Below are 13221 nucleotides of genomic sequence, written 5' to 3' on the forward strand. Positions count from 1 at the left end.
AGCGACCGGTGTCGGATGTGTCCCCGTTGCGCGTTTCCTATCCCGCGGCGAACTTCTCGGAGGTGCCGAGGTCCACCGGCAGGGCGATTCCGGTGATTCCACGTCCGGTGTCGCCGACCAGGTACAGGACCGCGTCCGCGACAGCCTCGGTCTCGACCCAGGGCTGGGGCAGCAGGTTGAGCTTCTGCATGATCTCGGCCGTGTCTTCGAGTACCGGGTTCTCGAGGTCCGGGCGGAACCCGCGCACCATCGCCTCGTTGTCGATCATGGTGGTCCGCACGTTGCCGGGATGAACCGAGTTCACGCGAATGTTCGCCCACGCCAGTTCGTTTGCCAGCGACTTCGCCATCCCTCGAACCGCGTGCTTGGCCGTGGAGTAGTGCACGATCCCGGGAACGCCGCGAAGACCCGCCATCGAACTGATCAGCACGATGGAACCGCCACGGTTGCCCGCCATCATGTGCGGGATCGCGACCTTGGTGGTCTGCCAGACTCCGGTGACGTTGATGTCCAGCATCTCGCGGAACTCGTCGGGGGTGAGGTCCCAGGACATCTTCGGTGACGCGGCGATGCCGGCGTTGGCGACGACGACGTCGAGTCGGCCGAACCGTTCGACGCCGGCGTCGACAGCCTTCTGCAGTGAATCGAGGTCGCGGGTGTCGGCGACGGTCGCAACGATGCCCCGGCCCTGGGCTTCCACCAGTGCGACCGTCTCGGCGAGGTCGGCCTCGGTGGCCATGTCGTAGCCGGCGGTCGTGACGGGCGCGCAGCGGTCGACCGCGATGATGTCGGCGCCTTCCGAGGCCATCTTCACGGCGTGTGCGCGTCCCTGTCCGCGCGCCGCGCCGGTGATGAACGCGACCTGGCCGGTGAGCTTGCCCATGGTTCTCCTCTTGCTCGTTCGAAACTGAAACATGTGCATCATCCATCGCCGGCGGTTTCCGGGTGGTGGTTTCCCGCGAGAGTTGGAGCGCCCGGCGAAGGCGTCGCGGAGGGGGCGTCCGCGACGGTAGTCACGCGATAGTCTCGGGCGATGTCACCATTGAGCCCGACCCTCGTGGGCCGGGTCTTCCCGACGACGAGCTACATGGTCGGCCGCGAGAAGATCCGGGAGTTCGCCCGCGCCCTGCGGTCCACCAACCCGCTGCACCACGACGTCGAGGCCGCCCGTGCGGCCGGGTTCGACGACGTCATCGCCCCGCCGACGTTCACCACGGTGATGGCGGGTCAGGCGATATTGCAGCTGGTGGAGTCGCCCGACACGGGCCTGGTTCCCAGCCGCGTCGTGCACGGCTCGGAGAAGATCGAACCCCATCGTCCGATCGTCGCGGGTGACGACCTGGCAACCACGCTGACGATCACCGACGTCACCGAGCGCGCCGGCAATGCGATCCTCTCGACGGTCTTCGAGATCCGCACCACTGCGGGCGAGTCGGTCGCGACCGTCACCTCCAGCCTGCTCGTCCGAGGAGAGGACGCATGACCAGCAGCACCGCCCCGACCTTCACCCACCTCGAGCTCGGTGCGATCGTCGCCAAATCGGATCTGACCGTCACTCGGGAGGATCTGGTCCGGTACTCCGGCGCGTCCGGGGACACGAACCCGATCCACTACAACGACGCCGTCGCGGCGAGCGTCGGGCTGCCCGGTGTCCTCGCCCACGGGATGCTCACCGCGGGCCTGGCGCTGCAGGTGGTGGTCGACTGGATCGGCGACCCCACCACGGTGACCTCCTACGAGACCCGGTTCACCCGCCCCGTCGTCGTCGACCCGATCGACGGCGCCGACCTGACCTTCACGGCCAAGGTCGCCCGCCTCGATGCCGAGACGCGCACTGCGCGGCTGGACATCACCGTCACGTACGAAGGGCAGACCGTGCTGGGGAAGACGCAGGCACACGTCCGGTTCCCTGCATAGCCACGGATCCGTCCCCGCGGGCCGTCAGGGATGTTCGGCGGTGGCCAGCCAGGCCGGGGCGAGGAGTCGGTCGCGAGTCGAAGCCGAGTCCGTCGGCGACGGCTGCCAGGGACGAGGTCGGTTGGCGCGCCAGGGTGCGGACAACCGGCTGGGCTTCACCTATGTCCCACGGCACTCGATCGAACTCGAACACCGTGTGCTCCGCTGTGCCGGACGCCGCAGCATTGCGTGTGAAGGTGTCGAAGTCGCCGCGATACAGCGCATCGAAGTCGGCTGGCGTCGGTTGGTCGGGGGAGCCGGGGACGTCGGCGGTCATGGGTTGCTCCTTCCACGGCGATGCGATTTTCGGATCCCGGGTGGAGGTCTGGGCGCGGGCTCGTGCGGTGGGCACGGCGCCCCGCTTGCGGGCGTAGGCACGCTCGATCCCGGAAGTCCAAATCGATTGCTACCGAGGAAATGTCGTAGTGCGCCCGGGACGGTCGCGTCGTCGCATCCGAGTCCAAACCCGACCAATGGCGATGTGAACCTGGTTCTCACGCCGAGGGTGCGCGGAAGTAGTGCCCGGCCTCCAGGTCCTCGATGAGCCCGGGCTGGATCGGAGTCCAGCCCAGCAACTCCTGGGTGAGCGCGCTCGATGCCGGCACGTCGAGTGCGAAGATGGGCCCGAGCCAGCCGAAATGGTCGGCGGCGTCCTCCGCCGGGATCGACGCGACCGGAACACCCAGGTGACGGCCTATCACTTCGGCGATCTCGCGTGCGGAGATCGCTTCCTCGCCGACGTAGCCCGAGACACCGCGAATCCGAGCCTGCAGGAGCGTGAGCTACTCAAGCTCGCCACGCTCGGCGTCGCGTCCGCCGACGCGCTGCGACACCGCGGTGTTCCGGATCCGGCGGCCGTCCTCGCCGCCGAAACCGGCGTCACCGTCTTCAAGGTCGCCTTCGAGGAGTGGATCGGTGAAGCGTCGTCGAGGGATTTCCCGCACTGCGTGCACGACACCCTCGAGCAGATTCGGGTGCTGGTCGGGGGCGGCTGATTCTCGCGCCACGTCGATCCCGCACTGGCGTGATGCGGGGGGTGAGCGCTCACCCCGTATCGCGCGAGCAGAGCGGCGGGGAGTGGCGGGTGGGGTTGCGCGAGCACCGTCTCCATTGCACGATTTGTAACGAATTGTGGTGCTTCAGTGGATATCAAGGTTGCGGGGACGTCTCGGTTCTCGCGGTAATCGGACAAGGGGAGCGATTATGAGCAAACTTTTGGCGCGCCGCGTGGGCGCTGCGGCCGTCGCCGCAGTCGGGTTGGGGACCGCGGTGGTGACCGGAGGAGGCGCGGTCGCCAGTGCCGACCCCGCGCCGCCGACGTCGACGACCATGACGTGCTCGAGCGCGAATCCTCTGTTCTGGGCACCGTCGTTCACGTGGACTGTCAACGCCGCGTCGGGGGAGTCGCTCCGTCCGGGTGGATCCGGGCTGGAGCCGGCAATCCTGCTCAGCGGCGGCAACGAACTGCCTACGCCCCCCGGCGGTCTCATCCCGAGCATCGGAGTCAACTGGTACGGCACGCGGGTGTCGGTCGACTGGCACAACACGACGACGGGACAGTCCGGCCGCAGCGTCAGTGACGAGGCGGCCTGGCAGCAGAAGCCCGGGATCCCGGTCAACCGCACCTGGACGGGAACCGGAACGGTGTCGTTCACCGTGACCGTCGAGACCGGCGCGGGATGGCGGTTCGTCAATCCTCAGAACGCGGTCTGCAAGGGGACGATCTCGGTGGTACCCGGACGGTGACTCTGACCGCCCGGTTGGCGGTGTGCCTTGGGGCGCATGGCCAACCGGGCGGGCCGGCGGCTCCGCGGTGCTGTCCGGGCTAGCATGAGAGAAGTCTGCCGGCGGGTACCGCGCAGCAACGCGGTGCTCGAACCCCGGTGTTGGGGCGGTGATGCCTCGAACACCAAAACCATGACGTCGGCGTTGACAGTGCTGCTCGCGCAGGACGGCAACTCCGGTTCAGCGACCCGGTTTCCACCTACGAGCCGGGTGTGCCCAACGGCGAGAACATCACCGTCGCAGAGCTGTTGACGATGCGCAGCGGGCTCTACAACTACACCAGTGCGCCCGAGCTGGCGGCGGCGCTCGATGCCGACCCGACCCGAGCCTGGACGCGGCAGGAGGTCCCGGACCTCGCGTTCGCACATCCGCCGGAGTTCCCGCCCGACACGTCCTACGAGTACAACAACACGAACTACGCACTGTTGGGTCTGATCGCCGAGAAGGTCGGCGGGCGCCCACTGGCACAGCAGTTCCAGGATCGACTGTTCCGCCCGCTCGGGCTGCGGCAGACCTCGCTTCCCGCCGCCGGCGGCGCCGTTTCCACGGCGGACGACCTGTCCGGGTGGATCCGAGCGCTGGTGTCGGGCAAGGTGCTGAATCCGGAGTTCCAGCAGCAGTGGCTCCGCAGCCTGCGTCCCGAGGACCCGAACGCACCCGATGGGCAGCAGTACGGCTACGGCATCAGCTTTCAGCGTTTCGGACCGAATGCCACGATGTACTACCACGGCGGTGAGATGCCGGGCTTCAACTCGTTCATCGGCTACGACCCGGACAACGACGTGACGCTCGTGATCTGGACGAACCTGACCCTGTCGCCGGAAGGCAAGACCACGGCGAACGCCTTGCTGCCAACGGTTCTCGATGAGATCTACACGGGGTTGGCTCTGGTGCCCGCCGCGACCACCGTCGCCGCCAGGTGACGCGTCGGGCTGAGTGCGCGGACGCCGATTCCACCATCACCCGAGTTCCCGACGCGCCGCGATGATCACGGCTGCGGGCGCCGGGGACGGGTACGGGCTGTCGCGCGGCGAGGATGCTCGGCCTGAGCGGCGACACCCTTGCCGCGCTCAAGCACAAGCTCGTGGCCTGACGGACTCTCCCGACCGAAAAGGACCAATTGGTTCGTTTTCCTTCGGCCGGCCGGTCGCGTGTTCTAGGTTCCAGTCATCGGGTTCGACATCGCGCCCCGGACGGAAAGGAATGACGATGCAGTTCAACCTCGCGGACGTCGTCGAGACGGTCGCTTCGGCAGTCCCGGATCGGGTCGCGCTGACGTACGAAGACCAGGACTTCACCTATGCGCGACTGGACGCCGAGGCCAACCGGACTGCGCACCTCCTGGCGCAGGCGGGCATCTCGCGCGGCGACCACGTGTCGCTGTTCCTGAAGAACAGCGTCGAGCACGTCACCAGCATCCTCGGGCTGATCAAGATTCGTGCGGTGCCGATCAACGTCAACTACCGGTACACGCCGTCCGAACTCGAGTACATCTTCACCAACTCCGATTCGGTGGCAGTGATCGTCGAACTTCCCGAACACCAGCGTGTTCTCGCGTCGCTTCTCGGCAGTTGCCCGAAGATCCGGGCGGTGTTCGTGGTGGGGGAGACAGCAGACGAACTCCGCGACGCCGCCGAGTCGCGTTCGGTGGCCGTGGTCTCCTTCTCGGACTCGCACGATCTGCCGACCACCTCGGACTTCGCTACCCGCTCGGGGGACGACCTGTATTTGCTCTACACGGGCGGAACGACCGGATACCCGAAGGGCGTCATGTGGCGGCATGACGACTTCTTCCGCAAGCCCCTTTCCGGCGGTAACCCCTACGGCGACGAATCGAGGCGCGATCTCGCCGAGGTTGCCGCTGCCGCCAAGGAATTCCCCGACATGTCCTACCTCATTGCGGCGCCCCTCATGCACGGCGCCGCGCTGTACTCACTGTTCACTTTCTTCACCCTGGGTGCTCGCGTCGTGCTCAAGCGGGACTTCGACCCGCGGAAGGTCGTCGAAGCCATCGAGAAGGACGGGGTGCAGGTGATCCTGATCGTCGGCGACGGCATGGGGCTGCCGCTGGTCGACGAGATGGAGCGCAGGCAGGGCGAGATCGACTTCAGTTCGCTGTTCTCGATCACCTCGGGTGGAGCGCTCTGGTCCACGAGCGTGCGCGACCGCATGGTGGCAGTGAAGCCGGACCTGTTGCTGCGCGACAACTTCGGAGCCTCGGAGTCCGGGAACGACGGTGCGTTCACCGTCGACGAGGCCGGAAATCTACGTATGCCGCCGTCTCCCAACATGATCCTGGTCGACGAGAGACTCGACGAGATACTGCCGGGCTCAGACGATATCGGCTTCATCGCGCGGATCGGTAGCGTTCCGCTCGGCTACTACGGGGACGAGGAGAAGACCGCTCGGACGTTCCCGACGCGCGCCGACGGCACCCGTCTGTCGGTGCTCGGTGACATGGGCCGGGTGGAATCGGACGGCACTATCGTGTTCCTCGGCCGAGGTTCGCAATGCATCAACACCGGTGGTGAGAAGGTCTTCGCCGAGGAGGTCGAGGCCGCACTGCACGCGCACCCGGCCATCGCTGACGCCCTCGTCGTGCCGGTGTCGGACGAGCGCATGGGACAACGGGTCGCTGCCGTGATCGCGACGTATCCCGGCTCGCCCGAACTGACGCTCGAGGCGGTTCAGGAGCACTGCCGAACAGCGTTGGCCGGCTACAAGATCCCGCGTTCGATGGTCCTCGTCGGCGAGGTCAAACGAACTCCCGCAGGCAAGGCCGACTACGGCTGGGCGACGACCGTCGCCTCGACGTAGTCGGCACAGGTCATCCGGTCCGGTTCGTACTCGGCGCAGCCGGCGAGTGCGAACCGGACCGCCACGAGTTCTCGAACTCGAGGTGCAGCATTTTCGAAGTGAACCTTGCGACGTGGCGAACACCGGTGCAGCGTCGAGGTCCTCGCCTCGTGCCGTTGAGGATCGGCGCCGGTCAGTTGGGTGTGGTGCCGTCCGGCATGGTGGCGTCGGTGAGATCGGCACCGTCCAGCACGGCGGTGGCGAGGTTCGCACCGGTCAGGTTGGCCTTGGCCAGGTAGGTGGCGATCAGGGTGGCGCCGGTCAGGTCGGCCTCGCCGAGAAAGGCGCCGGTCATGTACGCGCCGGACAGGTCCGCTCCGGCGAGATCCGCGTGCCCGAGGTAGGTGGAGGTCAGGTACGCCATCGTCAGGTCGGCGCCCCGGAGGCCCGCCCGGGTGAGGTACGCGCCGGTGAAGTTGGCGTCATGAGCGAGCACGCCGGTGAGATCGGCCCGCGACAGGTCGGCCCCGACGAACTCGGCGGAGGTCAGGTTCGCACCGGCGAGGGTGGCGTCGACGAGGCTGGCACCCGACAGGTCGGCGCCGGTGAGGTCAGCGCCCGCCAGGTTGGCGCCGCTCAGGTTCACTCCCGCGAGATCGGAATCGGCGAGGTCGATGTTCGCCGAGTCGTGCACTGCCCGTGATGAATTCCAGGCCGCGACATCTCTGCGGAGTAGGTCGAGCGGATTCGCCTGCGATGTCGATGTCATGGAGCTCCCGTGTCGGACGAGCTTGGTGGCCGTCGCCGGTAGGTTGACGGCGTCAACCTACAACGGCTTGTTGACAGCGTCAACCTCCTTCTATCCTCTGGAGGTGCAGGAAACGACTCGGGACACACGTCGCACGCTCATCGACGCGGCCAGTGCGCTCCTGGCGCAGGGCGGACCCGCACACGTCACGCTGCGCGCAGTCGGTACCGCCGCCGATGTGTCCCGGACCGCGCCCTACCGACACTTCCGGGACAAGGACGACCTACTCAGTACGGTGGCCGCCGAGAACCTGGCCTTCCTGAGGGCGGAGATGCAGCGCGCAGTCGCCGACACCGCGGCCGATTCCACCCCGTTGTACCGCGCCTGCCTTGCCTACGTCCGCGTCGCCTGGGAACACCCGAACCACTACAGGCTCGAGTTCGGAGGCGACTACACGATCAACCCGAGCCGGGTGCTGTGGGACGCCGCGAATGAATTCACCGGTTACTTCCATGAACTCGTCGTCGAGGCGCAGGAGAGCAACACCCTCATCGCCGGCGACGTCCGGGAAGTCGGACCACTGCTGTGGGTCCTGCTGCACGGATTGGCCATGTCCAACCACCTGGTCGCCGACCGGAGCTGCGGGCCCGGGACGGGCTACAGCGCAGCCGACCTGCCGCGGGTGCTCGCGCTCGCGCTACGAAACCTGGCCCCACGCTGAGCCTTCGGTCGCCGCAATCGGATCGCCGGACCGGACACGCACAAAGTCGAGGTGCTCACGCGTGCATACGCGTCACTCAGTAGAGGTCCATTGCGGTCCAGTGAAGCAATCTCCTTGTCGCTGACGAACGGTCGGGTTGTCGATCGGCGCATTCCGGCTGTCCAGGCCGAGGTCGATCAGCCCTCGGTAGTGTTCGATCTTGTCGTCGATCGCACCGAGATCCTGGTGCAGCTGGTCGAGTTGGGTGAGCACTCGTTCGCAGTGCTCGAGCAGCAGCGCAATCCGGCGGCCGTGGCTGGTCGCGCCCTCCTCGTGGAGTTCGAGGAACCGTCGGATCTCCGCGACCGGCATGCCGGTACGACGCAGCCGGATGATCAGTTGGATCGTCCGCAGTGACATGTGGTCGTATCGGCGGCGCCCGTCACTTCCGCGGTCGACGCGTGGGATCAGACCCTCACGCTCGTACCAGCGACGGACACGCGGTACCCGAGAGAGTCAGCCACCGATCCGGCCGTGCAGGGTCGCGAGGCCGGGCCCTTCGAGCTCTTCCGTGACACCGTGCCGGCCGGCGATGGACATGAGCAGGGCCTCGCCCGGTCCGCGGACTTCGGGTCCGCTTCCCGCTGTCCAGTCGAGGTCGGTGGCGACCAGCCGGAGGCCCCGGATCCGCCGACGCGCGCCGATGGGGGGTGCGACGAGCGCAAAGTCCAAAGCCGGCACGAGCCGCTGCGCGGGGATGACACGCGGGATGCCGAGTGGGCGGCGAATGTCCTGCTGGTGGACCATTCCGTCGACGAGCGCGATCCGGCCCCCGAAGCCGGTGGTGAGTCCGCGGGGTCGCATGCTGCGATCGAGCAGGTCTACCAGCTGTTGCGGGCTGTGCCCGGCGAGGTCTGCCAGTCCGATCTCGTTGGCGCGGTCGAACCGCAGGCAGGCCCGAGCGAACCGGCGAGCGAGCCTGACCGGGCTCAGCTCTTCGTAGCTGAGCATGTGCGCAACGACGTCGCGGACGGTCCAGCCCGCACACAGCGACGGGGCCTGCCATTGTTGTGGCGTCAGTGAATGCAGGAGGACTGCAAGCTGGGCTCGCTCGGCGTGGGCCAGGTCCTTCACCTCAGACATTTCCGCTCCCTGGTTGGCGGCTCGCGGGTCGCTTAGCTCGCTCGTTGCCGCATGCGGGTCGTGCCGATCTCCGGTGACGATGGGTATGCCCGCAGTATGTCCTACTCCGAAGCTCCGACGTGCCGGAATTCGCGCCGGCGAACGGGGCATGTACAAATGTGGCGTCACCCAGTCGTGCAACGCATTTCGCTGCGCCACGGTGCGACAACCCACCCCTCGACAAAGGAGTACATCCATGGGTTCTTCGGACGAACAGCTCGGCCAGATCGGCACCATCGCAGGAATCGGCGGAATCGGGCTCCTCGCGGTCTGGGCCGGCGCCGGCTTCGTCTCGATGTCGTAGCGCTCGAGCGAGTCCGCTACCTGAGTGTCCAGCCCGTTCCGGATGGGGCGGGCTGGGCCCCTGGTGCTGCACGAGCCGGTCGACGGACTGGTCTTGACATGGTGTCAATCGTGGCGTTTGACTTGGACGCAGCTTGTGTTGAATCGCCCCATGTTGTTCTGGGAGGTTGACGTATGCGCGGCACAGGGTTGGCGGGCCAGGGGCATCGACGCGGTGCGTCCCCCCACCGCAGGGCCATCTCGGTACTGTCACTGGTCGCAGCGTGCCTTCTCGCTCTGGCCACCAGCCAGACAGCCAAAGGCGAACCTGCGGCAGACACTGCGGACACCGGGTTCGCGATCCCCTTCGCGGGGGCTCCCGGCTACGAGCGCCTGGCACCGACGCTGATGACCGGTTCGGATCAGCTCAACCAGCCACTCGGTCAGCAGGCAGCCGACGAGATTGCCGGACAGATCGGGCTCGACAGGGCAGACGTGTTGTCCGACAGCCAGTATCGCGACCTCGTCACCGGCGGCGGAGTCGGCGGCAACCGCGATGCTGCCGAGGTGATCGACGCATGCACCCGGATCCTCACCAACACGAACGGCCGTCCCCTCCTGTCCAACGTCGACGGCCGTCCCACGCCGTCGGTTCTGGCCAGCTACGGGCTCTACGTGAACACCGGCGGACTGCTGGAGAGCCCGGCCAACGCGGACGCGCCGACGAGGCAGGTGAACTCGTTGATCGCTCCGGGTGGATTCGTGGGCACCTGGTTGAGGGACAACGGGGCATCGCGTTCCCTGATCGCGCTCTACCGGTCGGCGTACACCGTGCAAGCGGTCTACGGCTTCGCAGCACAACAGATGTCGGGCACGGCTCAACTGGTGACCAACACCAAGGGAGGCGTGAATTCGGAGGTCGGCATGTCGATGGCGCCGCCGCTGTGGACAGTGAACTTCGCACTGCTCTACATATTGAAGCCGTCCCTGGCGGCCGCGATGCCTGCCCACTGGGCTCCCATTCCTCCGGCGGTTGCCGACGCAGTGAGGTCCAGCCCTACCGGCCAGGTGCCATTCGGCGACTACGCGTCCTACTTCCGGTGATTCGATTCCGGGGCCCGGCGAGGGGTCTTCAGCCGTCGTTCAGCGGTGTGTCCGGGAGGTCGATCCGATAGCGATCGATTCTTGGGCGGCGTCCAGTTGGGCCGTCGGCTCCGCGCCCACGGGATCGGCCCCGACGCGCGTGGCGGACCGGACCGAGCCCTGCTGCAGGAAGGACGGAAGAACCGCCGCGGCACCACCGACTCACGTCGGGGGCCGCGGCGGCTTCTGTCACCTGTCGGCTCAGGGCTGTTGCATCCACGCCTTGTCGAACAGCGTGATCTGGGTGGCGTCCGGGACGATGCCGTGGACCTTCGGCTGCCAGGCGACGAAGGTGGGGATCGCGCTGGTGACGACCGAGGGCACCGTCTCGTTCGCCTGTTGCTGAATCTTGGCGATCACCGCGCGCTTGGCATCCGTCGTCCCCGCGGCCTGGAGTTCGCCCAGCAGGCTGTCCATCACCGGATCCGCGTAGCCCGCGGTGTTGGACTTCGACTGGCTCTGCATCGTGGTGTAGAGGCCCAGGAACGGGATGGACTCGTACAGCCCGATTCCGGCGTGCGCCAGGTCGAAGTCGTGCTTGACGTACACCTGGTTGACGACGTCCGAGGCGCTGTTGGCGTAGACGATGTCGACGGTGAAGCCGACTGCCTGCAGCAGGGACTGCACGGCCAGGCCGATGGCGCGGTCGCGGGGTTCCTGCAGCACCACGTACTTCAGCTTGCCGTCGTAGCCGTCCTTCTTGGCCTCCTCGAGCAGCTGCTTGGCCTTGGCCGGGTCGTACCCGAGCGCCTGGACGTCGGTGTGCCAGTCGGAGGCATCGTTGAACAGTTCGGCGCCCGGCAGGCCCTTGCCGCTGTCGACCCGCTCGTCGACGATCTTCGGGTTCGCCGCGTACGCGATCGCCTGGCGTACCCGCACGTCCGCACCCGGGCGGCCGGCGCGGTTGTTGATGATCTCCGCGCTGCCGGCGTTGAGGAAGCTGACGTATCCGGGATAGTCCGCGGCCCTGGCCTTCTCGATGACCCCGCTGTCGCCGCGAAGGAACGCGGCCTGCACGCCGCCGCTCGCGAGCGCGTCCCAGGTGGCCTGGGGGCCGTTGAGCGCAACGACCCGGAGCCGATCGAGGTAGGGCGCGCCGTTCCAGTAGTCGGGCCGGGCCTTGAGCACGAGCTCCTCGTGGGGTGCGTACCGCTCCTGCACGAACGCGCCGGCGCCCACCGGGGTGAACGCGTCGCCCTGCACCGAGCTCTTCGCCACGATCATGCCCTGCCCGAGCGCGAGCATCGCCTCGAACTCGGGCCACGGCCGCGTCAGCTTGAAGGTGACGGTCGACGGGTCGGGAGTGTCGACGGCGGCGACGTTGAGCTGCCACACCTCGCTGCCGTTGCCGCGGTTCTGGGTGTAGCGGTCGATGCTCCAGCGCACCGCCTCGGCATCCAGCGGGGTGCCGTCGCTGAACGTCACGCCCTCGCGCAGCTTCAGTGTCCAGAGCAGTTGGTCGTCACTGGCCTGCAAGGACTTCGCCAGCTGGGGGGCGTACGTCTTGGTCCCCGTGTCGTAGCGCATCAGCACGTCGTAGACGGCGGCCATCTCGGCGCCGCCCGACCCACCCCGGGCGGCCGTCTTCGCCGGGTCGAGGGTGACGGCCTCCGAATGCGTGCCGAAGGTGAGAGTGCCGCCGCGGACCGGGTCCCCGGCGTCCTGGTTGCCGACCAGTCCGCTCTGGGCGGATCCGCCGCCGTTCGCGGCGTCGGTGGTGCCACCGGAATTGGCGCAGGACACCAGCAGCACGGTTCCAGCGACGGCCGCGGCCGTCAGCCGAACACACCTACCCAGTACAGAACGACCCATCGGTCCACCCTTCTCTCCGCGGCGGCAGCGACGGGGGAGCGTCCGCCCCGTCGTTCGCCGATCACGGTGAGAACAGCACGAGAGCCCCCATGGATGTGATCCGCGTCTCGTTGAACGAGACTGTCCGCGTCGGCCCGGAGTGCCTGTGCCCCAGGCCGGGAACCGCACCTTCACGGGGCCGGACCTCCGGATGCCGGTGAGCGCGGGGGTTCGTCACCGCGATTCCCGCGCTTCGCCTGACCGCGCGGCGCCGTGACGGCAACGACCTGCATGCCGAATTACGATCGCGCCGCGCGGTCAGCGAGTGCCTTCCGCTCAGTGGTGGAGGGTCAGGCGACCTTCGCGAGCAGTTCCGCTCGCTGGCGAGGCCCGAGCCCGGCGACGCGGCGGGTCTCGGTGATGCCGACGGATTCGGCGATTTCGCGGGCCTTGATCTTGCCCACGCGCGGCAACGACTCGAGTAGGTAGAGGACCTTCGTCTTGCCGATGATCTCGTCTGCTTCCGCATTGTCCAGGACGTCCTCGAATCGGACCTTCCCGGACTTGAGGCTCTCGCGTAGTTCGGCCCGCGCCTTGCGGGATGCGGCTGCCTTCTCCAACGCAGCGGCACGCTGTTCTGGGGTCATCGTGGGCAATGCCATCGTCGGTCCCTTCTCTTTCGGGTCACGAGGTTTCTCGATCCGGCTGTGCCCCAGCGTAGAACGACCCTCCGACAGGTTTCCGGCACATCCGCTCGGCGTGTTTGCGCGGGCCGAGCAGGCGAAATACTGCAGAACGTGACGGACCCGACAAGGTGCCGGCCCTCGTGGCGTGCCCC

12 protein-coding genes and 3 pseudogenes are annotated in these 13221 nt (G+C 67.4%); 8 read left to right on the forward strand and 7 right to left on the reverse strand.

Going from position 1 to position 13221, the window contains the following annotated elements; all coding sequences use genetic code 11:
* Positions 1 to 37: 37 nt before the first annotated feature.
* Positions 38 to 883 (reverse strand): mycofactocin-coupled SDR family oxidoreductase, encoded by an 846-nt coding sequence (locus FK531_RS10565; RefSeq protein ID WP_181762902.1) that lies wholly within the window; start codon positions 881 to 883, stop codon positions 38 to 40.
* 150 nt (positions 884 to 1033) lie between these two features.
* Between FK531_RS10565 and FK531_RS10570 the strand changes: the two genes are divergently transcribed.
* The gene (locus FK531_RS10570) at positions 1034 to 1483 is read left to right on the forward strand and encodes an FAS1-like dehydratase domain-containing protein (protein WP_142098933.1); all 450 of its coding nucleotides are present in this window, start codon (positions 1034 to 1036) and stop codon (positions 1481 to 1483) included.
* Positions 1480 to 1917 carry a MaoC/PaaZ C-terminal domain-containing protein gene (locus FK531_RS10575; protein ID WP_142098936.1) on the forward strand — a complete coding sequence of 146 codons (438 nt, stop codon included), beginning with the start codon at positions 1480 to 1482 and terminating at the stop codon, positions 1915 to 1917. Before FK531_RS10570 ends, FK531_RS10575 begins: the two co-directional genes overlap by 4 nt.
* Positions 1918 to 2450: 533 nt before the next feature.
* Here FK531_RS10575 and FK531_RS10580 read toward each other — a convergent pair.
* Positions 2451 to 2696: pseudogene (locus FK531_RS10580) on the reverse strand (3-beta hydroxysteroid dehydrogenase); the annotation flags it as partial.
* Between FK531_RS10580 and FK531_RS23065 the strand changes: the two are divergent.
* The 4 genes and pseudogenes from FK531_RS23065 (at position 2643) to FK531_RS10600 (ending at position 6558) form a co-directional block, all read left to right on the forward strand.
* Complete coding sequence (locus FK531_RS23065) at positions 2643 to 2951, forward strand: hypothetical protein (protein WP_142098939.1); 309 nt, start codon at positions 2643 to 2645, stop codon at positions 2949 to 2951. The pseudogene FK531_RS10580 and the gene FK531_RS23065 overlap by 54 nt on opposite strands.
* A 208-nt stretch (positions 2952 to 3159) precedes the next feature.
* Positions 3160 to 3702: a hypothetical protein gene (locus FK531_RS10590; protein ID WP_142098942.1), complete on the forward strand. Its 543-nt coding sequence runs from the start codon at positions 3160 to 3162 to the stop codon at positions 3700 to 3702.
* Between the two features lie 153 nt (positions 3703 to 3855).
* Positions 3856 to 4664, forward strand: a pseudogene (locus FK531_RS10595) (serine hydrolase domain-containing protein); the annotation flags it as partial.
* A 286-nt stretch (positions 4665 to 4950) separates the two neighbouring features.
* Positions 4951 to 6558 carry an AMP-binding protein gene (locus FK531_RS10600; RefSeq protein WP_142098945.1) on the forward strand — a complete coding sequence of 536 codons (1608 nt, stop codon included), beginning with the start codon at positions 4951 to 4953 and terminating at the stop codon, positions 6556 to 6558.
* A 172-nt stretch (positions 6559 to 6730) separates the two neighbouring features.
* Here the strand turns inward: FK531_RS10600 and FK531_RS10605 are convergent, their stop codons facing one another.
* Positions 6731 to 7306 (reverse strand): pentapeptide repeat-containing protein, encoded by a 576-nt coding sequence (locus FK531_RS10605; protein WP_142098947.1) that lies wholly within the window; start codon positions 7304 to 7306, stop codon positions 6731 to 6733.
* Between the two features lie 103 nt (positions 7307 to 7409).
* On the opposite strand from FK531_RS10605, the gene FK531_RS10610 reads away from it, so the two are divergent.
* The gene (locus FK531_RS10610) at positions 7410 to 8006 is read left to right on the forward strand and encodes a TetR/AcrR family transcriptional regulator (protein WP_142098950.1); all 597 of its coding nucleotides are present in this window, start codon (positions 7410 to 7412) and stop codon (positions 8004 to 8006) included.
* 72 nt (positions 8007 to 8078) lie between these two features.
* Here FK531_RS10610 and FK531_RS10615 read toward each other — a convergent pair.
* Together FK531_RS10615 and FK531_RS10620 are read right to left on the reverse strand one after the other, a co-directional pair.
* Positions 8079 to 8465, reverse strand: a pseudogene (locus FK531_RS10615) (MerR family DNA-binding protein); the annotation flags it as partial.
* Between the two features lie 36 nt (positions 8466 to 8501).
* Positions 8502 to 9128: a maleylpyruvate isomerase family mycothiol-dependent enzyme gene (locus FK531_RS10620; RefSeq protein ID WP_142098954.1), complete on the reverse strand. Its 627-nt coding sequence runs from the start codon at positions 9126 to 9128 to the stop codon at positions 8502 to 8504.
* A 516-nt stretch (positions 9129 to 9644) separates the two neighbouring features.
* On the opposite strand from FK531_RS10620, the gene FK531_RS10625 reads away from it, so the two are divergent.
* A complete protein-coding gene (locus tag FK531_RS10625; protein WP_142098957.1) occupies positions 9645 to 10553 on the forward strand; it encodes a hypothetical protein in 909 nt (302 codons plus the stop codon).
* A gap of 240 nt (positions 10554 to 10793) precedes the next feature.
* On the opposite strand, the gene FK531_RS10630 is transcribed toward FK531_RS10625, so the two are convergent.
* Both FK531_RS10630 and mihF read right to left on the reverse strand, forming a co-directional pair.
* Positions 10794 to 12404 (reverse strand): ABC transporter substrate-binding protein, encoded by a 1611-nt coding sequence (locus tag FK531_RS10630; RefSeq protein WP_142098960.1) that lies wholly within the window; start codon positions 12402 to 12404, stop codon positions 10794 to 10796.
* Between the two features lie 329 nt (positions 12405 to 12733).
* Positions 12734 to 13045 (reverse strand): integration host factor, actinobacterial type, encoded by a 312-nt coding sequence (gene mihF, locus FK531_RS10635; protein WP_142098963.1) that lies wholly within the window; start codon positions 13043 to 13045, stop codon positions 12734 to 12736.
* Positions 13046 to 13221 lie beyond the last annotated feature (176 nt).

Origin of the sequence: Rhodococcus spelaei (genome assembly GCF_006704125.1) — a bacterium.
GTDB classification, from domain to species: domain Bacteria; phylum Actinomycetota; class Actinomycetes; order Mycobacteriales; family Mycobacteriaceae; genus Rhodococcus_G; species Rhodococcus_G spelaei.

What these genes read in the sequence shown, in the direction of transcription:
- FK531_RS10630 (WP_142098960.1), bottom strand. Translation starts at nt 12,404, where the DNA reads ATGGGTCGTTCTGTACTGGGTAGGTGTGTTCGGCTGACGGCCGCGGCC.
- FK531_RS10620 (WP_142098954.1), bottom strand. Translation starts at nt 9,128, where the DNA reads ATGTCTGAGGTGAAGGACCTGGCCCACGCCGAGCGAGCCCAGCTTGCA.
- mihF (WP_142098963.1), bottom strand. Translation starts at nt 13,045, where the DNA reads ATGGCATTGCCCACGATGACCCCAGAACAGCGTGCCGCTGCGTTGGAG.
- FK531_RS10575 (WP_142098936.1), top strand. Translation starts at nt 1,480, where the DNA reads ATGACCAGCAGCACCGCCCCGACCTTCACCCACCTCGAGCTCGGTGCG.
- FK531_RS10570 (WP_142098933.1), top strand. Translation starts at nt 1,034, where the DNA reads ATGTCACCATTGAGCCCGACCCTCGTGGGCCGGGTCTTCCCGACGACG.
- FK531_RS10565 (WP_181762902.1), bottom strand. Translation starts at nt 883, where the DNA reads ATGGGCAAGCTCACCGGCCAGGTCGCGTTCATCACCGGCGCGGCGCGC.
- FK531_RS10600 (WP_142098945.1), top strand. Translation starts at nt 4,951, where the DNA reads ATGCAGTTCAACCTCGCGGACGTCGTCGAGACGGTCGCTTCGGCAGTC.
- FK531_RS10590 (WP_142098942.1), top strand. Translation starts at nt 3,160, where the DNA reads ATGAGCAAACTTTTGGCGCGCCGCGTGGGCGCTGCGGCCGTCGCCGCA.
- FK531_RS10605 (WP_142098947.1), bottom strand. Translation starts at nt 7,306, where the DNA reads ATGACATCGACATCGCAGGCGAATCCGCTCGACCTACTCCGCAGAGAT.
- FK531_RS10625 (WP_142098957.1), top strand. Translation starts at nt 9,645, where the DNA reads ATGCGCGGCACAGGGTTGGCGGGCCAGGGGCATCGACGCGGTGCGTCC.